A 23,939-nucleotide genomic window follows, 5' to 3' on the forward strand; every position below is an offset into this window, starting at 1 on the left:
AGCCTCACAGTTGTCTTCCGGTCAGAGGACGAATGCCGGAGAGTTTAAATCGAATCACCACGCTCATTGCCATCCAGGCCATTAGAAATACCGCCGGTACAAATCCCATGCTCAGAGCACTCAACTCCGGGTAGAGTGTGCCGCTGATGCCGAACTGGGCGTACATCTCTTCCATTCCGGGCAGATTAATACCGACTTGAATAAAGTAGGCACTGATCGCGACGCCGCCGAGCCAGCCGAGCAACAGGCCGAGCAGAATAAGAAACAGGGTTTCCAGCGCCAACATGCGGCTGATCTGATTCGGTTGCATGCCCAGCGCGTGCAGCAAAGCGAATTCGTTGTGGCGTTCCAGAAGACTCATATAAAGCGTGTTGACGACTATCAGAATAACAATCAGCAACAGAGCACTGTACCAGAGAAAAGCGCTGGCAATATCCATCTGAATGGCTTGATAAAGGGCGGGTTGGAGGTCTTTCCAGTCGCGCCAGAGGAGGATTTGCGGATAGTTTGTCTGTTGCAGTTGTGCAAAAAGCGATTTGGCGAACAGATCCATCTGCGGCAGTTTGTCACTTTTCATGACCAGCTGCTGAGCTTGATTTGGGTAAGCAAACAGCGTTTGGAAATCGTTCAGGCGGATCTGCGCCAGTTGTTGATTCAGCTCGGGAATATTCAGGTCGAAGGTTCCAACCAGTGTAAAGAGTTCAACGGCCAAACTGCCGTACGCATCTTGACCTAAAAGCTGAAGTTGATCGCCGATTTTTAACTCCAGATAATCGGCCAATTGTTTACCGAGAACGATCGGCATCTTAACCGACTGATCGGCGAAATAATCGCCGCGGGTAACCTTTTGACTCAAGCTGGACAGCAATTTTTCCTTATCCACCTGCACCCCGATAATCTGTACCGCGCGGTTGCGGCTGTCCGGCAAATTGCTGAGAATGGCAAATGTCTGCGCTCGATAGCCATAAGCGGCGAGCATTTTCTGTTGATCCAGAATTTGTGACCATTTTTCGGGAATTTTAAAGCCGTGTTCCAGGTTTGGCTGTTCTTTGAAATCCGGGTTCTGTACCTGGGCAAAACCGCTGAGTAGACTCAGGTTCTGTTCTTTCATGGTTTCATAGGTACCGAATTGGAAGCTGAGCATAAAGACCAGAAGCAGGGTAGTTATGGCGATGGCGCTGACCGTGAGCCAGCTACGGGTTTTATGCCGCCACAAATTACGCCAGGCCAGTTGTTTTATATTGCTCCGCTTCATGGCTTTTCATCCAGGTCGCTGGCCCGTTCAATGCGCCAAGGGCGCGGCGATTTTAGACTGCTCAGGCTAAAAAGGTTTTTTGGAAGCTGGAGATCGAACCAGATATTGTCGGTGTGTACTTCGGTCCATTCTTCGGTTTTGCTTAAGGTCTGCATGCGCATTACGGTCGGATAGGCACCCAGTATGCTGCTGCGAATCTCAAGGGTGTTCAGTTCCCGAACCGGTTGCATCGCCTGATCGAAGAATGTTTCTTTAAGCAGTACACCGTCTTCGCGAATCAACAGTTCTTCTTTACCCCAGACGACCGGAGCGTTTTCTTTCGGGATTAATTCCAGTCGGTAGACGGGTAGAGGGGAGCCGAATGAATCCGTTTGTTGAGCGGTAATGGTGGCGTGGTAGTAACGTAAAATCTGATCGCTTTTCGCCAAATCGTTATAGGAGAAGTCCGAGCCCATCCAGGATTGGCTGAGCATGGAATTCGGCAGTTTGGTCACCCGTTGAAGTTTCGGGGTAAAGAGCCACATGTCTTCGCCAAGCTTGAGCGTGGCATTCCCCGAGTCTTTCGGCGGATAGGTAAAACGCATTAGTGAATTATCCAGTCCTTCGGTCCAGCCTTCGATGCGCATTTTCCGTTCCCATTGCGGGCGGTGAATAATCATTGTGACCTGACTGTAAGAGTTTTTACCGCGCCAACGTTCCAGAGCGTCGGTGATTAATTGGTCGGCATTCGGCAGGGCTTTTGGCGCGCTCTCTTCGACCTGAACTTGTGGTGAATTCTGCGCATGGAGCGGGGTGGCGATAAGCGCTAAAATAAAAGCGGTAAGAATAGAACCTTGCATGGCGACCTCAATATTGGCTTGTGGTTTGACTGCCGTAAATTTCTACTATAACGGTTCCAGTCGTTTTTCACGTGAAACAGATCAATTTTTATGCACAAGTTTGTAGAAAACGCCGGTCACGATTACTGAAAAGAGAGGAATAAATATGTGCGGTGGGGTCGAATTTCACTGGGGCGAGGATAAGCAAAAAGTTTATTTTCCCTATCCAAATGCTAAATTGCCGGTGATTCGCCGCGACGGCGGTATTGAATTGGTCACCTGGGGGCGACGCAATGAGGAGAATGACTCCGAAGCCTTGCCGTTTCCGGTGAATGGTTGGGTTCGCGAGGACAGTTACGCACGCGGTGACTCCATGTGGAACCGCTATCGCAGTAAACCGGTCAGAATTGCGGTTGACGCTTTTATGGAGAAAGACGATAAAGGTAATTCGCACTGGTTTAGCATGCCGGAAGGACAGTGTCTGCAAGGTTTATTGCTGATCGTCGATGGCAGATGGCGGGTATATGTGATGACTACCACGCCGCCGGAAAATGCGATTCCGAAAATCGAAACCGATAATCATGATCTGTTTGGTGCGCTTGAAACCGAGCCGGTACAAATTCATCAGCGCTGGCCGATGCATACTTCGATTGGGTGATTCAACTCGGTTTAAACCCGTTTAGGATTATTCGCCCTGTAAGGTAATCACCAGTCTTCGGCTGCCGCCGTAGTTACGATGTTCGCACAGATAGATTCCTTGCCAGATGCCTAGATTCAGACGGCCTTTGGTAATTGGGATATTCAGGCTGAAACCGAGTAGAGCGCCTTTCAAATGCGCCGGCATATCATCCGGTCCTTCGTCGGTATGGGTAAAGTAAGGTTCGTTTTCCGGAACGGCCTGGTTGAAAAAGCTTTCGAAGTCGCTTCTTACCGACGGGTCGGCGTTTTCGTTAATCGTCAGGCTGGCCGAAGTGTGCTGAATAAAGACATTCATCATACCGACTTTGAACTCTTTGAGTTCCGGGAGTTGTCGGAGAATTTCGTCGGTTATCAGATGAAACCCGCGCGATTTGGGTTGTAGGTCAATGATACTTTGTCGCCACATTTTGCACTCCTTGGACGGTGGTTTGATTCGGTTTCACGTGAAACACGATACCGATTTTCGGCCATCCTATCACGTTTTGCACGAGCGATTTTTGCCTGCAACCCAGGCAAAGGCTAGAATGGTCGGGTTTTCGATAAATAAAGAGTCAACAGTGGAAAAAGATTTATCTCAGCGCTGGCAGCAGGAGTGGCAGAAAAATCCCAAGAGAAACCTCTGTGTCTGTTACGACGTGCCTAAAGAAGAAGTCATGCAGGCGATTGAAAAGGGTGCCGGCTCTCTTGAGGAAGTCAGTTCTCAGACATACGCCTGTCAGGGAGCCGGGTGCTGCGAGCGACAGGTGGAGCGCCTTCTGGCATTTTATCGTGCGCATCAGCAGTCTGCTGAAGACGAAGAGTCGAATTAACGACTGACGGCGACTTGGAATTTTCGATTTTGCCTCTATTAAAAACCTTATTCCTGAGCTGATACGCATTCACTGAATTTTGAACAGAATTAACACAAGAGAAGATTAAATGAGTAACCCGTTTTTTGATTTGGACGCCTTTCCGAGATTTGACCTATATTCAGTCGAGCATATTCGACCTGCCGTCGAGCAGGTAATTGAAGAGAATCGGGCGGAAATCGAACGCTTGGTTAATTTGCAGGAGACCCCAACCTGGGAGAATTTTATTGAACCTCTCGAAGCCATCGATAACCGTTTTGAACGTGTTTGGGGGCCGGTAGGGCACCTGGATGCGGTGAAGAATTCGGATGAATGGCATCAGGCGTACAGTGACTGTTTGGGATTGGTGACGGCTTATAATACCGGCGTCGGACAGCATGCCGGGTTATATGACAAGTTTAATCAACTGGCGCAAAGCGAAGAGTTTAAAGAGTATTCTTTGGCGCAGAAAAAAGTGATCGAAAACGCTTTGCGTAATTTCCGTCTCAGCGGGATTGCTTTGCAACCGGAAGAGCAGACGCTTTTTAAAGAATATTCGGAAAAACTGTCGCAGTTGAGCAGTCAGTTTGGGAATAACGTTCTTAAAGCGACGCAGAGCTGGTCGAAAATTATTACCGACGAACAGGATTTATCCGGATTGCCCGAGTCGGCGATGGGGCTTCTGGCGCAATTGGCACAACAGAAAGGCGAGGCCGAGGGCCGCTGGTGCGTTACGCTGGATTTTCCGTCCTACCTGGCGGTTATGACTCATGCAGACAACCGCGAATTGCGCGAAGAAGTCTATCGCGCTTTCAGCACCCGTGCATCCGATCAGGGCGAGCACAGTCAGTATGACAACAGTGAAATTATCGAAGAGATCCGTGCCTTGCGTCACAAAAAAGCCCAGCTGCTTGGCTTTGACAACTATGCGGAACTGTCGCTGGCGACCAAAATGGCGGAAAGCAGCGAGCAGGTTTTAGGTTTTTTGCGCGATCTGGCGCAGAAATCCAAACCACAGGCGCAAAAAGAGTTGGCAGCGCTTGAAGCCTATGCAGCGGAAAATCTGGGGCTGCAAAAACTCGAGCCTTGGGATGTCAGCTACGTTTCCGAAAAATACAAAAATGCGACCCTGTCGCTTTCGCAGGAAAAGCTGCGTCCTTATTTCCCTGTGGAAACGGTACTTGAAGGTCTGTTTACCATTACCGAACGACTATTTGGTGTTCGCTTGAAGGAAAAACAGGGTGTGCCGGTATGGCATCAGGACGTGCGTTTCTTCGAGCTTGAAGATGAGGCGCAGAAGGTGGTCGGACATTTCTATCTGGATCTGTATGCGCGTGAAAACAAACGCGGCGGCGCCTGGATGGATTCAGCGATTACCCGCTGGCAGCACTCGGGCGGAAACCTGCAGACGCCGGTCGCCTATCTGGTGTGTAACTTTACCCCGCCGGTCGGCGATAAGCCGGCTTGTCTGACGCATGACGAGGTTACGACGCTGTTCCACGAATTCGGGCATGGTATTCACCATCTGCTGACCAAGATGATTCATCTGGATGTTTCCGGTATCAGCGGTGTGCCTTGGGATGCCGTGGAGTTACCGTCGCAGTTTATGGAAAACTTCTGTTGGGAGCGTGAAAGTCTTGATCTGATGTCGGGTCATCTCGAAACCGGTGAAAAGTTGCCGGAGAGCCTGTTTGTCTCTTTGAAAGAGAGTCGCGGCTTCCAGTCGGCGATGATGATGTTGCGTCAGATCGAGTTTGCCTTGAGCGATTTCGAGTTGCACGCTTTCTATCAGCCGGATGAAGTGGAGGCTTTAAGTGAATTGAGTGCGCGTATCCGTCAGGAAGTTGCGGTTATTATGCCGCCGGAATATAACCGTTTCATGCATAGTTTCAGCCATATTTTTGCCGGAGGTTATGCCGCCGGTTATTTCAGCTATAAGTGGGCTGAAGTGCTTTCTTCGGATGCGTTTAGTCTGTTTGAGGAAAAAGGGATTCTTGATCAGGAAACCGGGGCTAAATTCCGCAATACCATTCTGGCGGCGGGCGGTTCGATTGATCCGATGGAATTGTTTAAATCTTTCCGCGGTCGTGAACCGGAAATCGATGCGCTTTTAAGACATAGCGGTATCGCTGCTTGATTTGCCGTTTTTAAAAAAGATCCGTATCCGAAAACGGGTACGGATCAAGGCAGTCTCAATAGAAACTAGCTAACTTCCGATAAAGGAAAAAGTGAAGTGAGTTGTGGTGTTGGATTAGAAAACAACACTGATCTGTGCAGACACCCGGTCGTCGATTGAGTCCAGGATATCGTGTACCGGTGATGCATCCGACAGATCCGGTGCATCAATCGAACGCATTTCATAGTTGATTCTCAGAGCGGTTTTTTTATTCACAAAATACTGCGCGCCGAGTGTAGTGGTTGTGAATTCGCGATGATTGGCATCGGTTTCGGTACCGCTGTCCAGAAAGTCGTATCGCAGATTCAATTCCAGATTCGGAATGATGCGATAGCCAAGATCGACATAATATCCCTTAGCTTTTTCGTCCGGTTGAACACTGAACGTCGCGCCGTCGTCTGGCGTACCGGCTCCTGTCGTGCCTCCGTAAATCATACCGTCGGCGGTGATGTATTCGGCTGCCAGACGGTACTTACCGTCGAAATAAGTACTCCCCAGTCCAGAACGTTTGCGGTCCACTTCGCCAACGTCATCCAATGTTCTTTTACCATCCTGCATCCAGGCGAACAGTTTGACGCCCTGTCGGCGTGGGCCTTTACTTTCGGCAAAGATTTTTTCCGCCGCAACATACAGGTAATAGTCCTGATTATTGTCATTATCGGTCATCGAGATACCGTTTCCGTTGCCCAGCATGGCTGCGTAGCTGTATTCCCAATCGTCATAACGGAAAGCATCGAAAATCTGTACCCCAGTATCGCGGAAAGCGCCGACGGGTGCATTACGTCCGGTGTTTCCCGTGGCATTATCAAACGAACGCTCCAAAAGTAATCGATCGGTGACATTGGTGAAGTTGATGTAGTTAAAGACCCCTATCGCCTGCAAGCCTTCTTCGGCGCCCGGCGTTTTGAACAGACCGGCGCGGATACGGGCTCCCGGTAGATGATTCAGGGTAATACTGGCATCGGTAAGCTGGCCTCGGGAAGCATCACCGCCGGTGGTAATGCCGTTATTACCGAATTCGGCCAGTAAAAAGTAGTTCACTTTGGAATCCAGTGGCAGGTTGTTTCCGCGCACCCCGATACGCGCTCTGCGGACATTGAATCCCTGTGCGGATTCCAGTTGTGGTGCCATCTGGTTAAAAGCGGCTTCCTCTCCGGCAAAAGGTCCGGCTTTGAGTTTGGTGTTGTCGGTTGCTTGATACTCCGCCTGAATAAAGCCCCAGAGTTTTGCTCTCGGCGCCTGATGTTCGGCTTCTGTCCCCTGTAGCATCAGCCAGTTGGCCGCTTGAGCCGGCTGGCTTAGCGCGATTCCCCCCAAAGCGATAAGCAGTGCGTTTTTTAGAATTTGATTTTTAATAGGCATAGGAATCCCTTTCCTTCTATTTAAGGATTTTTTAAATTAGTTGTTAGTTAACGGTTTCGGGAAGAATTAAGGGCGCAGGTAAAGGTAACCTTTGCTTTGAAGATAGGCGAGTTCGGCAACGCCGCTGGGAACAATATGCGAGGTTTCTACATCATACAGATCGCGTGCGACATCCACTTGACGCCCTTTGACCGTATTGGCACAGACATTAAAGTCGACGCCGAGCATTTTTAACTGGTCGATTTTCTGGATCATGCTTTGATTGGCGTTAGCGGTCTTGAACTTAGGAAGATTTTTAAGCGCTTCCGGTTTGATGAGCATGGACAACCCGTTACCGTGCATGACCACTTTGATATCGAGATTCTCTGCTCCGACGGCATTGATATGGTTTTGAATATTTCGCAGAGTTGATGACTGTTTTTTAGCGTCGTCGTAATTGACGTGGTAGACCACCTTTTGTGTGCCGTATTTGCTGACGGTTTCCGCTGCGGAAGCTGTTGCAGTCGATACAGCGAGGATGGATAAAAACAGCATCAGGATTTGCAGAATAGGGTTCTTCTTCATAGTCGTTATTCCTCTAAGTAAGCTTGTTTTATTAATTTTATTTTTAAGGTTTTAAAATCTGCCATCCGGCAGCGTTCAGTTGCAGGATACGTCCGGCTCCGGCAGGAACTTTTTGTACGCCGTCGATGATTTCCGGTTTCTGGCCGAGAATTTTTGCGAAATTCTGCAAGGTATTCGAGCAGGCACTGAAACGAACTCCCGCATTGATCATGGATTTGATACGCGCGGAATTGGCATTGTCTTTAAGCATCAGACGGACGCCCGGGCCAAAGGCAACAACTTCGATATCCAGATTCGATGGACCGTAATACCGTTGCAGGTTGGCGGCGACATTCAATACCAGAACCTGTTTTTTCGGATCGGCGTCGCTGATTTGCAGTACGACTTTATGTTCGGCAAATGTATCCGGTAGAGGTGCCTCTTCCTGTGCAGCCATGGCTGTGGTCGAAAGCAGGGTGAATAGAAAAGCCAGACTACTTTGGATAAATAAGCGGTAGACGGCGAATGTGTGTGCCTTGATCGGCAGAGGTTTTCTCATGGTCGGTTAGCTCCTTTTTTGAGTTTCCTGTTGGTTAAACGAATGGGAGCAGGAGTTTATTCCAACTTTTTAGACCAGTAATTTTTATTTATCGAGCAGTATTTTTTATTTTATAAATCGTTAATATTTTTATGAAAATTCGCGTAAGCGCCGAATAAAATTTTTGTTGCATTCGTTTTTGTTCTTCCATTACTATCGAAAAACTCACAATTTTGGAAAGCGGATTCACAAAAATGAAATTAGGCAGCAAAGTCGCAAATTTGTTTTGCGCCGCGCGAGACCGCAGAGAGTTTAACGAGGCTTTAAAGAAGCAATATTCAAGTCTTTACCGACTGGCCTACGCCTGGTGCCACCACCCGTCGGTTGCACAGGATCTGGTTCAGGAAACTATGCTGAAAGCGCTTGAAAAACGTGAAGATCTAAACAGTTTGCAGCATTTAAAAGCATGGCTTGCCAAGATCATGCGAAATCAGTTTCTAGACGATATGCGTTTTAAGAAACGCTGGGAGTGGGTCGAAGAGTCGGAAATCGATGTTCATCATTGCCACGAATGCAGCGAAAGCGAGTTGATCAAGAAACAGCGGCACGAGATGCTTTATCGGGCGGTTGCGAGATTGCCTTACGATCAGAGGGAAGCGATTGTACTGGCGGATTTGCAGGGGTTCAGTTATCAGGAAATTGCCGATATTACCGCAACGCCGATCGGCACCGTAATGAGCCGGATTTCACGTGGACGTCAGAGGCTCAAAGAGCTGTTACAGAAACAAGACCTTCACACTAAAGTCGTCGCTTTTAGAGGACACTAGAAATGCACAATAAAATTGAAGATTATCAGCTTCAGGCTTATGTCGATGATCAGCTGTCAACGGAAGAGCGACTTGAAGTCGAACGCTGTATTGAAGCGGATGCTCAGCTTATTGAGAGAGTTGCCGAGTTACGCGCGCTCAAGTCAAGTATCAGACAGGCTTATGGAGATATTTCGGTACCGGAGCCTGTTTTTTCGTTGCCGGCAGCTAAAAAGCCTTTTTGGAATGTACCCAAGGCCGCGGCGGCTGCATTGGTTATGGGGGTTCTGTTAGGTGGTAACGTCGGGTTTTTACAGCATTCGACCGATCTGCAGACTATGCAGGCATCTGCGCTTAACGAAAACGTCGTGACGGATAAATTCATTATCCATATCGATTCGGATGATTTGAGTAAGCAAGTGGCCGCTCTGCATAAAATTAAAAGTTTGTATGCGGAAAAGGGGCCGTCGCTTAAAGTGGATGTGATTACCAATTCCGATGGTGTTCGCTTGTTCGATATTAATAGCCCCAATAACGCTGAATTAAGCGCGCTTCTGGAGCAATACAGCGGCATAGCGCTGTACGCCTGTCAAAGAGCCCTGCAAAGAGCGAGCCTGAAAGGCGAGCCGATCCATCTGATTGATAAGGTCAAACATAATAAACCGGCTGTGGATGAGATGGCTGAACGACTGAATTCCGGCTGGAGCTACATCAAAATATGAGGTTATGAGACCATGCTAGAAGCATTATGGTCTCAGATAAACAAAACCGTTTGCCTGCAGTTTGGCCAATTCGGCCACGCCGCTGGGCACAATGTCTTTCTTTTCCACATCATATAGGTCGTTATTGACGTCGATATGATAGCCCTCGACCGTGTTACGGCAGATATTGAACTTTACGCCGTTAAGTTTCAGTTGGTCGATTTTTTGTTGCATTGTCAGTGTCGCGTTTCCGGCTTTGAAATTATGCAAGTGGTGCAGGGCTTCCGGTTTCAGAAGCAGAGAAAGGCCATCACCATCTAATATGACGCGAAGGTCAATGTTGTCTTCACCGACTTCGTTGAGATGATATTGGATATTTCTTAAGGCTGAGGTCTGCTTTTCATAGTTGTCGTAATTGATATGGTAGACAACTTTGTGACTGTCTTGCCTTTTGGCATAGTCTCCGACGGAGATATTCGGTAAAGCAAAGGTGACGCCTAAAAACAGAGTGAGCAGGGCTAGATTGGTTATTTTCATAGCGTTTTTTTCAATCAACTTACTTAAGTATGTGTACAAAATAAGAGTCGATGGAATTACTCATTTTAGTTTTATTGGCTTCGATTTCGGCATTATTTGATGAGAAGTTCTTTGGAAATCTCAGCCGATAGCAAAATTTTTAGATCAAAGTCTTTTCGATTACATCCATCTGAGAACAAGATACTTTTTGCTCTTTATCGAAATGAGATGAAAAATCAATTCCATTTTAACTCTTGGGTAGATCATTATATTTATTTATGACTTTTTATAAAGTCTATTTTGGTAAAAAGGTAAAAATTTTTTAATTTTTGCTACAACTTTTTCACGCAATCGAGCTTTAAGCAAAAGGTAAACCAAGTTTACTTTTTAGTGAGCCGCGCTGATTGTAAAGCCCTTTTGTTATGGGAATATGAAGCTTTTAAGACAGATGGGCAATGAAATTTCCAATCGCAATGCTTAGAGATACTTATTAGTTTGGTGCATTTAATTTTCATTTTGACTCGGTTATAAACACTAACCATGAATAGAATTTGTTAGCATAAATACCTACTTTAATTAGTCGGTAAAAGAGTGAGATCGACGGTTTATGAGTGATTCTCCATTTAAGTTGCATAAAAACGCCAATGAAAAAGAGGGAGGAGCTTTGTATCGGCGTCAATTGCTGAAATTAGCTTCAATCCTTCCTGTAACCGGTGTGATCGGTCCGGTTTATGCGCGTAACTCTGTCTCTAAGCACTCGGATGTCGGCGCCGAGAGCCCTCTGCAAGACCCGTGGTTGAGTCTTGATGCCGTGCAAAATCACCTTTTTCCGGCATCCGAGAGCGGTTTGAGCGCTAAACAGTTTAAAGCTTTGGACTATCTGCAAAGCAAATTCGAAAGACCTTTGGCCGATCATGAGGAGCAACAGTTCTTATTTCAAGGTGTGGGGTGGTTAAACGACCTGTCGATCAGTGATTATCGTCGACGTTTTGCTGCTTTGGACTACGCCGAAAAAGAAGCGCTATTGCAGAAAATCGTCAAAAGCCGTGCCGGAGAGAACTGGCTGTCGTTAATCATTGATAATCTGATAGAAGCGCTGGTCACGGATCCGGTATACAGCGGTAATCCTGACGGAGCCGGCTGGAAATCGGTCGGGCAGATTCCAGGATTTCCGCGTCCGCAGGCTCAGGATCGCTATTATGAGCTCGGTTACCAAAAGCGTCAGCGGCTCTATCGCCAGAATGACGAAAAACGTCTGACTAAAGGATAGAGTTAATGAGTGCACATACCCCTGAATTTGATGTCTGTGTGATCGGTAGCGGTGCCGGCGGCGGTCCAGTGGCTTTTCGGTTGGCTCAGGCCGGTTATCAGGTTTTAGTCTTGGAAAAAGGGCCGTGGCTTAAGGAAGAACATTTTTTCAAAGATGAATTGAGCTGCTGCCGACATTCTATTTTTACCCCCGATCTGGCTGACGAGCAACATGTTCTGGAAACCCGCAACGAATACGGAAACTGGTATTCCGAAGCGACTTCGCAGTCGGGATGGAATTTCTGGAACGGTAATATGGTCGGCGGTTCGAGTAATCTGATGAGTGGTTTTTTCTATCGTCTCAAACCGCAGGATTTCCGTCTTAAATCGGAGTTTGGCGCAATTGAAGGAGCCAATATAGAAGACTGGCCGATCTCTTACGACGATCTTGAACCTTATTATACGTTGGTGGAGAGTGAGGTTGGCGTATCCGGTCATGCAGTTGCGCATGCGTTTGCTGAGCCGCGTTCGACGAAAGACTTTCCCCAGAAACCGACGGCTGAACATCCGATCGTCAAGCGGATCGAGAGTGCCTGTGATGCGCTCGGTTATCAGCCGTTGCCGACGCCGCGGGCGATTCTTTCCTCGCCGGATAAGGGGCGCCGAAGCTGTGAATACTCCGGTTTTTGCGGCAGTTACGGCTGTGCTTCGGGCGCTAAGGGTAGTTCGCGTGCCGCGTTACTGGATCGTGCCGTCGAGAGCGGTAAATGCCATATCTGGGATAACTGCAAAGTGAATCGACTGATTTCCGGAGCCGACGGTAAAGTGGTCGAAGCGGAGTTTGTGAATGCCGAAGAGCAGGTACAGAGAGTGTCGGCAAAGATTTTCGTGGTTGCTTGTCAGGCCGTGGAAACCAGTCGATTGCTGCTTGCTTCCGTTGGCCCGAAACACCTCAAAGGGCTCGGTAATAATCACGATCAGGTCGGTAAGAATCTGCTGTTTTCCGCCGGTGGTGCCGGAAGCGGGGATCTGCCGTATGCCGATTTGGACCCTGAAAGCGTTAAAGCGCTGCAAACGCGTGGTCCGTTTGTTAACCGGAATCTTCAGGAGTGGTATGTCATCGACGACGAAGCCTTGGGCGGGCGCGTTAAAGGCGGGACGATCGATTTTCTGCTGCGCCACCCTAACGCCTTGCCACAGGCGCTGCCGCAGAAATGGGACGACGACGGTAATCTGTTGTGGGGTGAGACGCTGCAAAAACGCATAAAATCGGCGATTAGCGGCCAGCAGACTCTGAACTTCGAGGTTTTTAACGATTGGCTGCCGACTGATAACTGTTTTGTTTCGCTGGACACTTCAGTGAAAGATCGTTGGAATCAGCCGGTGGCGAAAGTGCGACTCGGTTACCACGAACATGACCTGAAAATCGGAAACTATCTGGCTGACAAGGCGGCCGGCGTTTTGCAGCAGATGGGGGCGAAAAACATCAACTGGTCGGTCAGCGGATCGCCTCCTGCCAATCTGATGGCCGGTGGCTGCCGTTTCGGCACCGATATCGAAACTTCGGTACTGGACCCAGATTGCCGCATGCACGACTGCGAAAACCTGTATGTGACCGATGGCAGCTTTATGCCGACCGGCGGCAGCGTGACCTATACCTGGACCATCTACGCCAACGCATTCCGCGTTGCCGACAAGATTATCGCCGCGCTTTAAGGTGTCTTAATGTAAATCCGAAAATAAAAAAGGGCTTTTCAGCCCCTTTTTTATTAATGATGCTTTGTCAATTAACGAAGGATATGCAGGAAGTGCATATGCTTGTGGTAGTGGTCAATCACATCATTAATAATCGCCAATTTCGACCAGCCCATGACATCATAATCCTGGCCGCCTTCGCTCAGGTGAATCTCGGCGCGATAGTAGCCCGCTTGATACATATCTCCTGGCTAGAAGTTAGATGTTTTCCAGCCGAAAGGAACCTGGTTTTTTCCGATGATGACCTTATGGCTGTCGTTCAAATCCAGGCCGATTCAGGCTTCGTGCAGGGATATTTCGTCGCCTGTGGCATTATTATCAACATCGGTAAAGCTGCCCGGTCCGATGCGCAGTTCGGCCGAGTAGGACCAGATACCATGACCCGGTTCTGTATTGCCGTCCATATAAAAAATGACCGCTTCATTGCCGAATTCACCGTTTTTGGTGTAGGCATCGGTCGGCAGGTTATCGTTTTCTTCGGCGAAGTTGTACCAGGCTCCCAGAGTAAAGGTGTGGTCGGCTTGTGCCGAAAGCGGTGTTAAGGCAGTCGTCAAAACTAAGCTACCTATAAAGGCTCCGTAGCGCGCGTTATGTTTGAAAATTTTCTGCTGAGTAAAAGTGCAAAGATTTTTGCTTTGTTTTGAAAAGAGATGAGGCTTCAAAGATTGAAGTTTCATATGCATAAAAAGGCTCCTTTGACCTGATTTATCATGTCCAGGATGAGAAGAGAGGACTGTCGTCGCGGATTAGGTTGCTTTTTTATGCTAACAACTTGAATTTAAGGCTGCAAACCGGGAGCGGACCTTATGGGGCTTTGTGACAGCAGGAGTCCGGTTAATTGATGCATTTAATGTCAATTAACCTTTGAAAGCTTCCGGTGAGTTGAGATAGTCGATTTCGGCTGGCGAGTTTTGCCGGCCAAGGGCTTTATTGCGGTGCGGGAAGCGACCGAATTTGCGCACGATTTCGCGGTGATGTCGGGCAAAACGGGTGTTGTTTTCCAAGCCGGCGTTTTCGAAAAGACGCACCGATTCATTCTGGTCTTCAAGATTTTCACTGTGCATTAGAGGCATATACAGAAATGCTCGTTGTTCGAGCGGCAGCTCAAGATCAAAAGCGTTTGCCACGGCCAGTTTACAGACGGCTACGGCCTGTTGCTCAGTCGAAAAGCTTTTGGCTTCGCCGCGGAACATATTCAGCGGAAACTGATCCAACACGATACACAGCGCCAAACACCCTTCGGCACTCTGCTTCCAGTGCTCCAATTCATTGTCGGCGGCCTGTTGCCATAAAGATTCGAATCTCCGACGAATTTCCATATCGATTTCCGGGGTGGAATTAAACCAGTGCTCCGATATCGGCGGGGTGTACCAGAATTGCAGAATTTCAGACGGGGTTGTCACACAAAGACTCCAAACAAAAAGGGTTGCATAAAATCTTACCTGAATAAGCGGTTTTCTGGTGTTTTTTGGCTGTGTTCCTGTTGTGGCGTTAAAAGGGGAAATCCATATCGCTTGCATCGCCTAGGGTCGTTGAATAATGCCTAAATCATTTTCAACTAATTGAATTTAAAAGATATTAGTGTTTTGTAATGCTTGTTGCCTCCGGTGAAATTTACGCTATAAATAAGCAAAGTCTTTCAATAAATACATGTGGTATCTGGAGGGATTATGGCTCGTAAGTTTTTATCAATTTCCTGGATCTATCTATTGGCGGGGCTGCTTTTAGGAATCTATATGGCAGCCTCTAAAGATCATGGTCAGCTTCCGACCCACGCGCATATTATGCTGGTCGGTTTTTTGTTGAATTTTGCCTATGGTTTAACCTACAAACTTTGTCTGGCAGATGGGATACAAGCCGGTAAGCTGGCTCAAGGCCAGTTCATTTTGCATCAAATCGGTGCTCTGGTTATGGTAGCGGGGCTTTTCCTGCTGTATGGCGGCAGCGCTCCTGAAGCGACTCTTGGGCCGATTCTGGGGGTTTCTTCTATTCTTGTCTTACTGTCTGCTGTGATTATGGCGTATCAATATTTCAAGCATGGGCAGCGTTAATGAAATTGAGCGAATCAAAAAAGCCGACGTGATGTCGGCTTTTTATCAGCTGGCCAGCTAGATAACGTTTATTCACATGCCTGTTGTTCTGACTGAGTTCAGGCGTTTCACGTGAAAAGTTATTGCGGCTGGTAAGTTCTTTCCGGGGGCGGGAATCCGCAACTGGTTCCATCGGTAACCTGTATTTTATCTTCCCAAGGCAGTTTGTATTTGCCCTGAGCCAGATCGGTCATATAGGTATAGGGGCAATCCATTGCACCGCCCTTGACCGCAACATAGCCGCGATGTCCGAATTGATAAATGTTGTTTTCAACGCCCCAGGTATTGCGAGCTTCGTCAACGAGATCCGGACGCACTTCTGCGGTAATGATTTCGTCGGCAAGTCCGTTTCCTTCAGCAATGGGAACACCGTCAAAGTTTATGATCGACCCTTCGCCCATCGAATTAAAGGTTCCATCACTTCCTGCCAGGCAGACATTGGCAGTTACCATAAGATTACAGAAGGCGTTGGCCTGGTTGGTGATTTTCCAGCTGTGGCGAATAGGGGCGGTATAGCCCGCGGTACGCAACATAATATTGGCGCCTTTGTAAGCGCACTCTCTAGCCATTTCCGGGAACATTCCGTCGTGACAGATAATCAATGCCAGTTTGGAACCGCGAGGGCCGTCGCAGACTGGAATACCCATGTCGCCAGGTTCCCATGGCTCAACCGGAACCCAGGGGTGAAGTTTGCGATAGAAAAGTTGAATTTCCCCCTGATCATCAATGATGATCCCGGTGTTGTAGGGGTTGCCGTTCGGGTTGAATTCCATAATCGAAAAGCAGCCCCAGATTTGATTCTCTTTGCACACGGCCTGAAAAGCTTGCACTTCGGGGCCGTCACGATGGCACATTATCTCCGGGTTGGTATCCATGGACAGGCCATGCAGGCAGTATTCGGGAAAAACGACCAGATCCATGGTCGGCATTTGCCGCCGCGCCTTACGGACCAGATCGCATACCTTCTGGGTTTCACTTGCTAGATCTTCCGGGGTTTTGACGTTTGGAAGCTGTTTTTGGACCATCCCGATGACGACGCCGTTAGGGGATTTATTAAGTCCTCCGAGTCCACTCATAGAGTCTTCTCCTTATAAATAATTTGGATTTTGCTGTGAGGAATGAAAAGGGCGATCGAATGATCGCCCTTGTAGTGGCTTAGCTGGCAAGCAGCTCTTTCAGTGCGTCATCAATGAAAGTGACGTCGACAGGGTTTAAGCCAGGCCCACCGGCGAAATGCCCCCAAACAGATGGAATTGGACGGAATTCCGCATTCGGCATATTGCTGACTTCGTATTCGTTGTCTTCTGGAGGGAAATACAGGTCGGTTGCGCCCGGCATAACAATCGCTTTAGCCGTGATGGAACCCAGTGCTTTTTCAAAGTCGCCGTTGTAGATCGGGTTGGCACTGATATCACCGTTCTGCCAAGTCCACAGCATTGCTAGAAGGTTATTGGCGTCACGCTCAAGGAAGAAGCCTTCCCAGAATGCTACCAAGAAGTCTTCAAGTGATGAATAACCCAGTTCTCTGAATAGTTCCTGGCGATAGAACGGCTGAGAAAAGCCCCAGCCGGCATACACGCGGGCCATTGCTCGTAGACCTTTTGTTGGTGGCTTTTCATACCAGCCGTGTTCAAAAGCAACGTCTGCAGTCAGAGCGGCTTTGACACTTTCCAGGAAAACGAAGTTATGCACCGAGGTTTTCGCCGATCCGCAGAACGGAGCGATACGTTCAACCATATCCGGATATTGCGCACCCCATTGATACGTTTGCTGTGCGCCCATAGACCAGCCGACAACCAAGGCAATTTTTTCGATACCGAACACTTCTGTGACAAGGCGGTGTTGCGCCGATACATTGTCATAAAGTGTGGTACCCGGAAAACGCGCCTGATCATATGGTGCAGGGGTGTTGCTTGGAGAGGAAGAAAGTCCATTCCCCAGCATGTTCGGGATAATAATGAAATATTTTTCCGGATCCAGAGCCATGCCTTCACCGACTAGCCATTCATTATCGTAATGCTGACCGGAATACCAGGTTGGGTAGACAATCACATTGTCTTTGGCTTCGTTTAATGTTCCGAACGTTTTGTAAGCCAGTTTTGCGTCTCGAATAGTGGCTCCGCCTTGTGTAACGAAATCACCCAGTTCAAAAATTTGATAATCTTTCACGTTATTAAAATCTCCAAAATTAAATCTAAATTACTTGGCTTCGGCTGATTTGCTGCTTGACATGATTACCCAGTAAGCCAAACCACCGATGATGAATGAAGAAACCGCTGTTGACAGTCCAGGGAAAGACTTTTCAACAATGAAAGCAGCAACAGAACCGATAGCCCAAGCGATAAAGGCTTTCGGACGCCAGTCGGTGTCGATTTCAGAGTCTTTTCTCATCAGGTACTGGTCAATCAAGATAATTGCACCGATTGGTGGAACAAGAATTCCTAGCAGGCTTAGCCATTCGATGAAGAACGCCCAAACGTTGGTTGCGGCAATAACGATACCGATCGCACCTAGAATGACGGCTAGAAGACGCATGTGGCTTCCTACGATGCGCGACCAACCGGTTGCAGCGTTATATAGGCAGTGAGAACAAACGGAACCTAGGTTAAGCAGTAAGAATACAAAAGCGACTACAGCCAACCAGCCGATGTTTTGCGAGATCATGTAACCAAACATGTTGTCGGCACCGAAAGGATTTGCATCCGGAACAGCAAGAGCGGCGGTCATGATTCCACCGACAAGCATCGCGATCATGTTTGCAAACGGGAATGCGCTGAATGTCGCAACCAGAGAGCTTTTAGAATCTTTTGCCCAGCGGTTGAAGTCACCGGTTACGGTTCCGGCATCGATGAATAGTGCGATTACCATGGTTAAACCGATACCGAAGGCCATTGGAACTTCAGGGTTGTTACCCGGATAGGCAGCGATTTCTGCCCAAGTTGTGGTGCTGGCAGCATCGAAAGCAACCCATAAGCCCAGGATCACGAAAAGCGGGGCAGAGATCATACCGATCCAGTGCAAGCCGCGAACACCGAGGAAGGTGATAGCGATATATAGGATACCGGCGATAATCGCCATCATCGTATAGTTGATATCAAAGGCGCTATTGATCAAAGCACCGGTAATCCCGGTTTGCACCGCGAACCAGCCCAGTAACAGGGTGGCTAAGAGTCCGGAGGCTAAAACGTAGCCTTTACGCCCGAAAACGACACTGGCGATCAGTGCAAAGTTGTACCCTTTTTTGGTTCCAAGAAGTCCTAATCCGCCAACGTAGGCGAACATTAATACGTTACCGATGATCATTGCCCATAAGGCATCGATGAATCCCATCCCCATTACCAGCAGAGAGCCGGTCATGGCGCCGGTGATGATCATCGGGAAGCCGATCCATACCATACTGACCGAAAACATGCTTCTTCTGGCATTTGCCGGCACGGCACAGTGTTCATACTCTTCACCGAGTACGTGATCGACTTCTTCTTCGAGGTGTTCTATTTTTGCTTCGTATTCATCTATTTTTGATGGAACACTCTGCTTCGTATTCTCCAATCCTGACATGGTTGGCTGCTCCTTGTAAATTTGCGTTATTACATTGAAAGTGAAACTAAAGTTAAGGAAAGTTGTTAAAAAAATGGCCAATGTTTAACTTTGTTCAAAGTTAAGAGTTTCTTTGACTCAGAAAAACTTAATAAACTTTATTGATTAAGAATAATTTTGGCCTAAATACTTTTTAATTAATTAAAACAATGTGTTACGCGTAAACATGCATTTTTATAAAAGTTTAAATTGTTTTTTTGGTGCTAAATTTCCATTTTGTTTATATAAGTTGGTGCATTTGGATAGGTAATAAAATATTGATTTTTAAGGGAAATTTTAAGTAAATGTTGTTAAATGTATGTTTTTGGTAGATAGAATGAATCAGTTTGTATGTTTTTGTTTGTTTGCTTTTTTGGAGAAAAATAAATTCCGTAAACCTAAATTCAGGGTTTGAATTCATTAAGTGAATGGATAGGGTTCTAGAAGAGTTTAAAGTGTATGCGGGCTGATACAAAAAACCCCCGAATAGACATTCCTATTCGGGGGTTTTTCTTATAAAAGTGTTCGATTAATTAACTTGGCTTTTTGCGAAGAATGCTTTTATTTTCGCTTAAACCGGCAATCAATTTAAAGAACATAGGAACAAACAGCGGAGCTAAGAGGGTCGCTGCGATCATGCCGCCGACCAGTCCTGTTCCGACCGATACACGAGCCGCCGCACCTGCACCTTCCGAAAGCATGAGCGGGATGGCTGCAATGGTAAAGGCCAGCGAGGTCATAACAATCGGACGGAAACGGGTTTTTGCCGCCAGCTCGGCCGCTTCACTCAGTGACATGCCTGCACGGCGTTTCTGCATGGCAACCTCAACGATCAGAATCGCGTTTTTCGCCGACAGACCGATCAGCGTCAGAAGACCGAGTTCGAAGTAAATATCGTTGCTCAGTCCGCTGAACATGACCATCAGCGAAGCCCCCAGTACCGCAAAGGGCACTGCAGTAATTACCGCCAGCGGGATTGACCAGCGTTCATACTGAGCTGCCAGAATCAGGAATACAAACAGCAACCCGAAAAGGAAAGCTTGCGATCCGGAATCCGAAGAGGCTTTCTGTTGATAAGCTTCGCCGACCCAACCAAGCTGGAAACCATCCGGCAAGACTTCCGCAGCCACTTCCTCAAAAGCGGCCAGAGCCTGTCCGGACGAGTAACCTGGTGCCGGATCGCCCATCATTTTAGCTGATGCGAACAGGTTGAAGCGATCCACGGTATCGGCACCGGTTTTCCGTTCGACCGTTACCAATGCGCTTAACGGAATCATATTGCCGTCTTGCGAACGGACAAAGACCTGTGACAGTTTATCCGGCGTGTCGCGATAGTCGGCTTCAGCCTGCAGGTTCACTTTGAAGGTGCGTCCGAACAGAGTGAAGTCGTTGACGTACAAACTTCCGAATGTCGCCTGCATTGCCGCAAAAATCTCGTAAGCCGACACATTCAACAGCTGTGCTTTTTCACGATCTACCAGTGCTTCATATTGTGGTACACGGGTATTGAATGTGGTGCGAACCTGCTGCAGTTCAGGGCGTTGAGACGCCTTGGCCACCAATTCCTGCGCGACTTTATTCAAGGCTTCGGAACCGGTTCCGTTACGGTTTTGCAGGTAGGCTTCAAAGCCACCGGTCATACTCATCCCCATAATGGTTGGCATACCGATCGGGATACTGAAGGCATTCGGGATGGCATTCAGTTGACCAAACAGCTGGCCGACAATCGCGTTGGACGGCAAGCCTTGTTCCAGACGTTGATCCCAGTGTTCGAGTTTTACGAAAGAGACACCGGAGTCGGTACGGTTAGTAAAGGTTTGCAGGTCAAAACCGGCAAAGCTGACCGAGTGCTTGACCCCCGGGTGAGCCAGTAAGGTTTCGCTGACCTGATCACGTACGTCTTCCATCTGTGCCAGCGACGAAGCTGGAGGCAGGTAGCTCAGAACAAACAGGGTTCCCTTATCCTCTTGCGGTACCAGGCTTTTCGGCAGGCTTTGCAAAGTGTCGTAAGTGACATAAACCAGCCCGCCGAACAGCAGGATGCTGACCAAGCTGTAGCGCATAACGGTGCGAACACCGGCACTGAAACCTTTGGTCAAGCCTTCAAACCCACGGTTAAAGCCGCGGAACAGGAAGTTTGCCTGCTGATGTCCTTCTTTGAGCATATTCGCGCACAGTGCCGGAGTCAGCGTCAGAGCGACAATACCGGAAATGGTTACCGAAATAACAATGGTGATGGCGAACTGTTTATACATTTCGCCGCTCAGACCTTCGATAAAGGCCACCGGAATAAAGACCGCACCGAGAACCAGAACGATGGCGATAATCGGTCCGGTAATTTCGTTCATTGCCTGAATGGTCGCTTCTCTTGGTCCTTTATGTTCCGTGCGCATAATCCGTTCGACGTTTTCGACCACGATAATGGCATCGTCGACCACGATCCCGATGGCCAGAATCATGCCGAACAGTGTCAGCTGGTTGATCGAAAAGTCGAGCAGATACATACCGACGAAAGTACCGACAATCGATACCGGAATCGCCAGGACAGGAATCAAGGTGGCACGCCAGTTCTGTAGGAAAAGGAAGACCACCAGTACCACCAGAATCAGCGCTTCAACAAGTGTATACAGAACCTTATCGATCGAAATCTTAACGAATTCGTTGGTGTCATACGGAATGGAGTAGTCCAGCCCCTGTGGGAAACGCTCGGCTAATTCGGCCATTACAGCGTCAACTCTCTCGCCGGTTTCCAGAGCGTTGGCACCAGGTTGCAGGAAAACGCCCATCGGAACGGTCGGTTTGCCGTCAAAAGTGGCGTTGAAGTTGTACGCCTGAGCGCCGAGTTCGACACGGGCTACGTCTTTCAGACGCAATAGGGCGCCGTTCGGTTCTGAACGCAGAATAATGTTTTCGAACTCTTCCGGATTATTCAGGCGTCCTGCCGTGGTAACCGTATAGGTAAAGGCCTGTCCGGTTTCGTTCGGTTCGGCACCGAATTTCCCGGCGGCAAACTGAGAGTTCTGCTGACGGATAGCCGCTTGGACATCGGCCGGCGTCAGGTCAAACTTCTTCAATTTGTTCGGGTTGAGCCAGATGCGCATTGAGTAGTCTTTGGAACCGAACTGGCGAACTTCGCCGACGCCCGGAATACGCGCTAATTCGTCAACTACGTTAATCAGACCGTAGTTAGCGATAAAGACCGTATCAAGACTTTCGTCACCCGAATACAGGGAGATGACTTTCAAAATACTCGGGGAGCGTTTATTGACCTTAACTCCCAGTTGCTGGACTTCGGCCGGCAGTTTGTTCAAAGCGCCTTGCACTTTGTTATTGACGTTGATGTTCGCCTGATCGATATCGGTACCGATCTGGAAGGTCACGGTCAGAGTCAGAACCCCGGAGGATGAGGATACACTGTTGATATACAGCATATTATCAACCCCGTTAATCGCCTGCTCCAGAGGCGCGGCGACGGTTTCAGCCAGAGTTTCGGCACTGGCGCCCGGATAGGTTGCCTGCACCTGAACCTGAGGCGGCACAATTTGCGGATACTCCGAGATCGGCAGGGATTTCATCCCCATGTAACCGGCGATAACGATTATCAGCGAAAATACTGATGCGAAAACCGGCCGATCGATAAAGAATTTCGACAGCATTATTTACCTCCCGCGTTCTTATCGGCGGATTGTGGCGGCAGAACGGTGACTGGAGTTTTAGGGCGCAACTTGATCAGGTTCCCGGTAATGACTTCATCACCGGCCTTAAGACCGCCCTTAACCAGCCAGCGTCCCTGATAAAGACCGGCAAGCTGAATCGGCAGCATTTGTGCCATGCCGTCTTTTGCCACATAAACAAACGCCTGAGCGCCGACTTGCATTACCGAGGATTCCGGAATACTCGGCATGTTTTGCCATTCTCCAAGAGTTGCTTCGAGGCGAACGAACTGACCGGGAAGAAGTCGGTTGTCCTGATTGGCAAAGGTTGCTCGAACCGGTTGACTGGCGGTCGCTGCATCCAATTGCGTATCGATAAAATCAACCTGACTTTCTTGAATCGTGGAACCACTGGCGCTGATTAACGCGACTTTCGGCGTGTCGAAAGGCTTGACCAAACCGGCATCCACTTGTTCCAAAAATGTCTGACGATCATTATCGGAAATCGAGAAATGCGCATAAACCGGATCGGTTTGAGTAATGCTGTTCAGTAAGCTGACACCGGCTTCCGGATTGATCAGATCGCCGACATCCATCTGACGTTGCCCGATGACACCGCTGATTTCCGCTTCGATTGTCGTGTCGTCCAGTTCGATCTGAGCACTGTGCAGTTTGGCTTGCGCTGCATCACGATCCGCCAGGGCAACCTGCCATGCGGTATAGGCGTCATCGACATCCTGAATACTGACAGACTGTTTCTCGCGCAGCTTTTTGACACGGTCATAATTGATCTTGCTTTGCGTTACCTGAACCTTGGCGCTTTGCAGAAGCGCTGCTGCCTGTTCTTTTGCCGCCACATAGCGACGGTCATCAATTTGATACAGCTTGTCGCCGGCTTTGACCAGCTGGCCTTCCTGATAGAACTGCTTTTCGATAATACCTGTGACACGGGCATGTACTTCAACCGATTTACTGGCTGCCAGCTGTGCAGGGTAGTTCGCCTTGTATGGGAAATTCTGCAGGCTGACTTTTTCAACCTGAACCGGCATAGGCGGTCTTTCCTGTTTGCCTGCAGCATTGCCGTCGGCAGCAATGACTTTATTGCTGTGTACAAGACCCAGCATTAAAAAGGAGCAGATTACCAAAGGTAAAAACGATTTGCGGTGTGATGTTGCGAGAGAGTATTTCATATAGAGCCAGCCTTAAAGAGTGATTAAGTCTTTAATTATTAAACGAAAAGAATATTTTATACATAAAAGTGTAATTGTCACTACATTTATTTTAAAAAAATCGTATGATTCTTTTATCAATGCCGCTTTAAAAGCATTTTCGGGGATTATGTATATAATATGTGGTGTAAAAATTTGAGCTGTTTA

23 protein-coding genes are annotated in these 23,939 nt (G+C 48.3%); 8 read left to right on the plus strand and 15 right to left on the minus strand.

What is annotated here, in order from left to right:
- Positions 1–4 precede the first annotated feature (4 nt).
- Both HQN79_RS00215 and HQN79_RS00220 read right to left on the minus strand, forming a co-directional pair.
- Entirely contained in the window at positions 5–1,255 is a 1,251-nt protein-coding gene (locus tag HQN79_RS00215; protein WP_173283692.1) for an ABC transporter permease, read from the minus strand.
- On the minus strand, positions 1,252–2,094 hold the full coding sequence (locus HQN79_RS00220) for an outer membrane lipoprotein-sorting protein (protein ID WP_173283693.1): 843 nt from the start codon (positions 2,092–2,094) through the stop codon (positions 1,252–1,254). Before HQN79_RS00220 ends, HQN79_RS00215 begins: the two co-directional genes overlap by 4 nt.
- Positions 2,095–2,239: 145 nt before the next feature.
- Between HQN79_RS00220 and HQN79_RS00225 the strand changes: the two genes are divergently transcribed.
- A complete protein-coding gene (locus HQN79_RS00225; protein WP_173283694.1) occupies positions 2,240–2,731 on the plus strand; it encodes a hypothetical protein in 492 nt (163 codons plus the stop codon).
- 27 nt (positions 2,732–2,758) lie between these two features.
- Here HQN79_RS00225 and HQN79_RS00230 read toward each other — a convergent pair whose 3' ends face one another.
- A complete protein-coding gene (locus HQN79_RS00230) occupies positions 2,759–3,178 on the minus strand; it encodes a secondary thiamine-phosphate synthase enzyme YjbQ (RefSeq protein WP_173283695.1) in 420 nt (139 codons plus the stop codon).
- A 151-nt stretch (positions 3,179–3,329) separates the two neighbouring features.
- Here HQN79_RS00230 and HQN79_RS00235 point away from each other — a divergent pair, with 151 nt between their 5' ends.
- Both HQN79_RS00235 and HQN79_RS00240 read left to right on the plus strand, forming a co-directional pair.
- The gene (locus tag HQN79_RS00235) at positions 3,330–3,581 is read left to right on the plus strand and encodes a (2Fe-2S)-binding protein (protein ID WP_238843387.1); all 252 of its coding nucleotides are present in this window, start codon (positions 3,330–3,332) and stop codon (positions 3,579–3,581) included.
- Between the two features lie 109 nt (positions 3,582–3,690).
- Entirely contained in the window at positions 3,691–5,736 is a 2,046-nt protein-coding gene (locus HQN79_RS00240) for a M3 family metallopeptidase (RefSeq protein WP_173283696.1), read from the plus strand.
- 114 nt (positions 5,737–5,850) lie between these two features.
- Here HQN79_RS00240 and HQN79_RS00245 read toward each other — a convergent pair whose 3' ends face one another.
- The 3 genes from HQN79_RS00245 to HQN79_RS00255 all read right to left on the minus strand — a co-directional run bounded on the left by HQN79_RS00245 (position 5,851) and on the right by HQN79_RS00255 (position 8,239).
- Positions 5,851–7,137 (minus strand): porin, encoded by a 1,287-nt coding sequence (locus HQN79_RS00245; protein WP_173283697.1) that lies wholly within the window; start codon positions 7,135–7,137, stop codon positions 5,851–5,853.
- Positions 7,138–7,203: 66 nt separating this feature from the next.
- Positions 7,204–7,701, minus strand: a complete 498-nt coding sequence (locus HQN79_RS00250) for a DsrE family protein (protein WP_173283698.1) — start codon at positions 7,699–7,701, stop codon at positions 7,204–7,206.
- 43 nt (positions 7,702–7,744) lie between these two features.
- Positions 7,745–8,239, minus strand: coding sequence for a DsrE family protein (locus HQN79_RS00255; RefSeq protein ID WP_173283699.1), 495 nt, complete (start codon positions 8,237–8,239; stop codon positions 7,745–7,747).
- Positions 8,240–8,472: 233 nt separating this feature from the next.
- Between HQN79_RS00255 and HQN79_RS00260 the strand changes: the two genes are divergently transcribed.
- Positions 8,473–9,045, plus strand: coding sequence for an RNA polymerase sigma factor (locus HQN79_RS00260; protein WP_173283700.1), 573 nt, complete (start codon positions 8,473–8,475; stop codon positions 9,043–9,045).
- 2 nt (positions 9,046–9,047) lie between these two features.
- Positions 9,048–9,746: a hypothetical protein gene (locus HQN79_RS00265; protein ID WP_173283701.1), complete on the plus strand. Its 699-nt coding sequence runs from the start codon at positions 9,048–9,050 to the stop codon at positions 9,744–9,746.
- Positions 9,747–9,770: 24 nt separating this feature from the next.
- Here the strand turns inward: HQN79_RS00265 and HQN79_RS00270 are convergent, their stop codons facing one another.
- Complete coding sequence (locus HQN79_RS00270) at positions 9,771–10,262, minus strand: DsrE family protein (RefSeq protein ID WP_173283702.1); 492 nt, start codon at positions 10,260–10,262, stop codon at positions 9,771–9,773.
- Positions 10,263–10,848: 586 nt separating this feature from the next.
- On the opposite strand from HQN79_RS00270, the gene HQN79_RS00275 reads away from it, so the two are divergent.
- Positions 10,849–11,511, plus strand: a complete 663-nt coding sequence (locus HQN79_RS00275) for a gluconate 2-dehydrogenase subunit 3 family protein (protein WP_173283703.1) — start codon at positions 10,849–10,851, stop codon at positions 11,509–11,511.
- A 5-nt stretch (positions 11,512–11,516) separates the two neighbouring features.
- A complete protein-coding gene (locus HQN79_RS00280; protein ID WP_173283704.1) occupies positions 11,517–13,205 on the plus strand; it encodes a GMC family oxidoreductase in 1,689 nt (562 codons plus the stop codon).
- A gap of 71 nt (positions 13,206–13,276) precedes the next feature.
- On the opposite strand, the gene HQN79_RS00285 is transcribed toward HQN79_RS00280, so the two are convergent.
- The 3 genes from HQN79_RS00285 to HQN79_RS00295 all read right to left on the minus strand — a co-directional run bounded on the left by HQN79_RS00285 (position 13,277) and on the right by HQN79_RS00295 (position 14,647).
- Positions 13,277–13,426: a hypothetical protein gene (locus HQN79_RS00285; RefSeq protein ID WP_173283644.1), complete on the minus strand. Its 150-nt coding sequence runs from the start codon at positions 13,424–13,426 to the stop codon at positions 13,277–13,279.
- Between the two features lie 93 nt (positions 13,427–13,519).
- Positions 13,520–13,798, minus strand: coding sequence for a hypothetical protein (locus HQN79_RS00290; RefSeq protein ID WP_173283705.1), 279 nt, complete (start codon positions 13,796–13,798; stop codon positions 13,520–13,522).
- A 303-nt stretch (positions 13,799–14,101) separates the two neighbouring features.
- Entirely contained in the window at positions 14,102–14,647 is a 546-nt protein-coding gene (locus HQN79_RS00295) for a DUF924 family protein (RefSeq protein ID WP_238843388.1), read from the minus strand.
- Positions 14,648–14,914: 267 nt separating this feature from the next.
- Here HQN79_RS00295 and HQN79_RS00300 point away from each other — a divergent pair, with 267 nt between their 5' ends.
- Positions 14,915–15,295, plus strand: a complete 381-nt coding sequence (locus tag HQN79_RS00300) for a TonB-dependent receptor (protein ID WP_173283707.1) — start codon at positions 14,915–14,917, stop codon at positions 15,293–15,295.
- A 119-nt stretch (positions 15,296–15,414) separates the two neighbouring features.
- On the opposite strand, the gene HQN79_RS00305 is transcribed toward HQN79_RS00300, so the two are convergent.
- From HQN79_RS00305 to HQN79_RS00325, 5 genes are all read right to left on the minus strand, one after another.
- Positions 15,415–16,410: a formamidase gene (locus tag HQN79_RS00305; protein ID WP_173283708.1), complete on the minus strand. Its 996-nt coding sequence runs from the start codon at positions 16,408–16,410 to the stop codon at positions 15,415–15,417.
- 79 nt (positions 16,411–16,489) lie between these two features.
- On the minus strand, positions 16,490–17,503 hold the full coding sequence (locus tag HQN79_RS00310; RefSeq protein ID WP_173283709.1) for an alpha/beta fold hydrolase: 1,014 nt from the start codon (positions 17,501–17,503) through the stop codon (positions 16,490–16,492).
- Between the two features lie 30 nt (positions 17,504–17,533).
- Positions 17,534–18,892 carry a purine-cytosine permease family protein gene (locus tag HQN79_RS00315; RefSeq protein ID WP_173283710.1) on the minus strand — a complete coding sequence of 453 codons (1,359 nt, stop codon included), beginning with the start codon at positions 18,890–18,892 and terminating at the stop codon, positions 17,534–17,536.
- Between the two features lie 551 nt (positions 18,893–19,443).
- Positions 19,444–22,566 carry an efflux RND transporter permease subunit gene (locus tag HQN79_RS00320; RefSeq protein WP_173283711.1) on the minus strand — a complete coding sequence of 1,041 codons (3,123 nt, stop codon included), beginning with the start codon at positions 22,564–22,566 and terminating at the stop codon, positions 19,444–19,446.
- Positions 22,566–23,753, minus strand: a complete 1,188-nt coding sequence (locus HQN79_RS00325) for an efflux RND transporter periplasmic adaptor subunit (RefSeq protein ID WP_173283712.1) — start codon at positions 23,751–23,753, stop codon at positions 22,566–22,568. The genes HQN79_RS00320 and HQN79_RS00325 overlap by 1 nt, the downstream gene beginning before the upstream one ends.
- Positions 23,754–23,939: the final 186 nt, after the last annotated feature.

The sequence above is a fragment of the Thiomicrorhabdus xiamenensis genome (assembly GCF_013282625.1).
Lineage (GTDB): Bacteria > Pseudomonadota > Gammaproteobacteria > Thiomicrospirales > Thiomicrospiraceae > Thiomicrorhabdus > Thiomicrorhabdus xiamenensis.

What these genes read in the sequence shown, in the direction of transcription:
- HQN79_RS00215 (WP_173283692.1), bottom strand. Translation starts at nt 1,255, where the DNA reads ATGAAGCGGAGCAATATAAAACAACTGGCCTGGCGTAATTTGTGGCGG.
- HQN79_RS00220 (WP_173283693.1), bottom strand. Translation starts at nt 2,094, where the DNA reads ATGCAAGGTTCTATTCTTACCGCTTTTATTTTAGCGCTTATCGCCACC.
- HQN79_RS00225 (WP_173283694.1), top strand. Translation starts at nt 2,240, where the DNA reads ATGTGCGGTGGGGTCGAATTTCACTGGGGCGAGGATAAGCAAAAAGTT.
- HQN79_RS00230 (WP_173283695.1), bottom strand. Translation starts at nt 3,178, where the DNA reads ATGTGGCGACAAAGTATCATTGACCTACAACCCAAATCGCGCGGGTTT.
- HQN79_RS00240 (WP_173283696.1), top strand. Translation starts at nt 3,691, where the DNA reads ATGAGTAACCCGTTTTTTGATTTGGACGCCTTTCCGAGATTTGACCTA.
- HQN79_RS00245 (WP_173283697.1), bottom strand. Translation starts at nt 7,137, where the DNA reads ATGCCTATTAAAAATCAAATTCTAAAAAACGCACTGCTTATCGCTTTG.
- HQN79_RS00250 (WP_173283698.1), bottom strand. Translation starts at nt 7,701, where the DNA reads ATGAAGAAGAACCCTATTCTGCAAATCCTGATGCTGTTTTTATCCATC.
- HQN79_RS00255 (WP_173283699.1), bottom strand. Translation starts at nt 8,239, where the DNA reads ATGAGAAAACCTCTGCCGATCAAGGCACACACATTCGCCGTCTACCGC.
- HQN79_RS00260 (WP_173283700.1), top strand. Translation starts at nt 8,473, where the DNA reads ATGAAATTAGGCAGCAAAGTCGCAAATTTGTTTTGCGCCGCGCGAGAC.
- HQN79_RS00265 (WP_173283701.1), top strand. Translation starts at nt 9,048, where the DNA reads ATGCACAATAAAATTGAAGATTATCAGCTTCAGGCTTATGTCGATGAT.
- HQN79_RS00270 (WP_173283702.1), bottom strand. Translation starts at nt 10,262, where the DNA reads ATGAAAATAACCAATCTAGCCCTGCTCACTCTGTTTTTAGGCGTCACC.
- HQN79_RS00275 (WP_173283703.1), top strand. Translation starts at nt 10,849, where the DNA reads ATGAGTGATTCTCCATTTAAGTTGCATAAAAACGCCAATGAAAAAGAG.
- HQN79_RS00280 (WP_173283704.1), top strand. Translation starts at nt 11,517, where the DNA reads ATGAGTGCACATACCCCTGAATTTGATGTCTGTGTGATCGGTAGCGGT.
- HQN79_RS00285 (WP_173283644.1), bottom strand. Translation starts at nt 13,426, where the DNA reads ATGTATCAAGCGGGCTACTATCGCGCCGAGATTCACCTGAGCGAAGGC.
- HQN79_RS00300 (WP_173283707.1), top strand. Translation starts at nt 14,915, where the DNA reads ATGGCTCGTAAGTTTTTATCAATTTCCTGGATCTATCTATTGGCGGGG.
- HQN79_RS00305 (WP_173283708.1), bottom strand. Translation starts at nt 16,410, where the DNA reads ATGAGTGGACTCGGAGGACTTAATAAATCCCCTAACGGCGTCGTCATC.
- HQN79_RS00315 (WP_173283710.1), bottom strand. Translation starts at nt 18,892, where the DNA reads ATGTCAGGATTGGAGAATACGAAGCAGAGTGTTCCATCAAAAATAGAT.
- HQN79_RS00320 (WP_173283711.1), bottom strand. Translation starts at nt 22,566, where the DNA reads ATGCTGTCGAAATTCTTTATCGATCGGCCGGTTTTCGCATCAGTATTT.
- HQN79_RS00325 (WP_173283712.1), bottom strand. Translation starts at nt 23,753, where the DNA reads ATGAAATACTCTCTCGCAACATCACACCGCAAATCGTTTTTACCTTTG.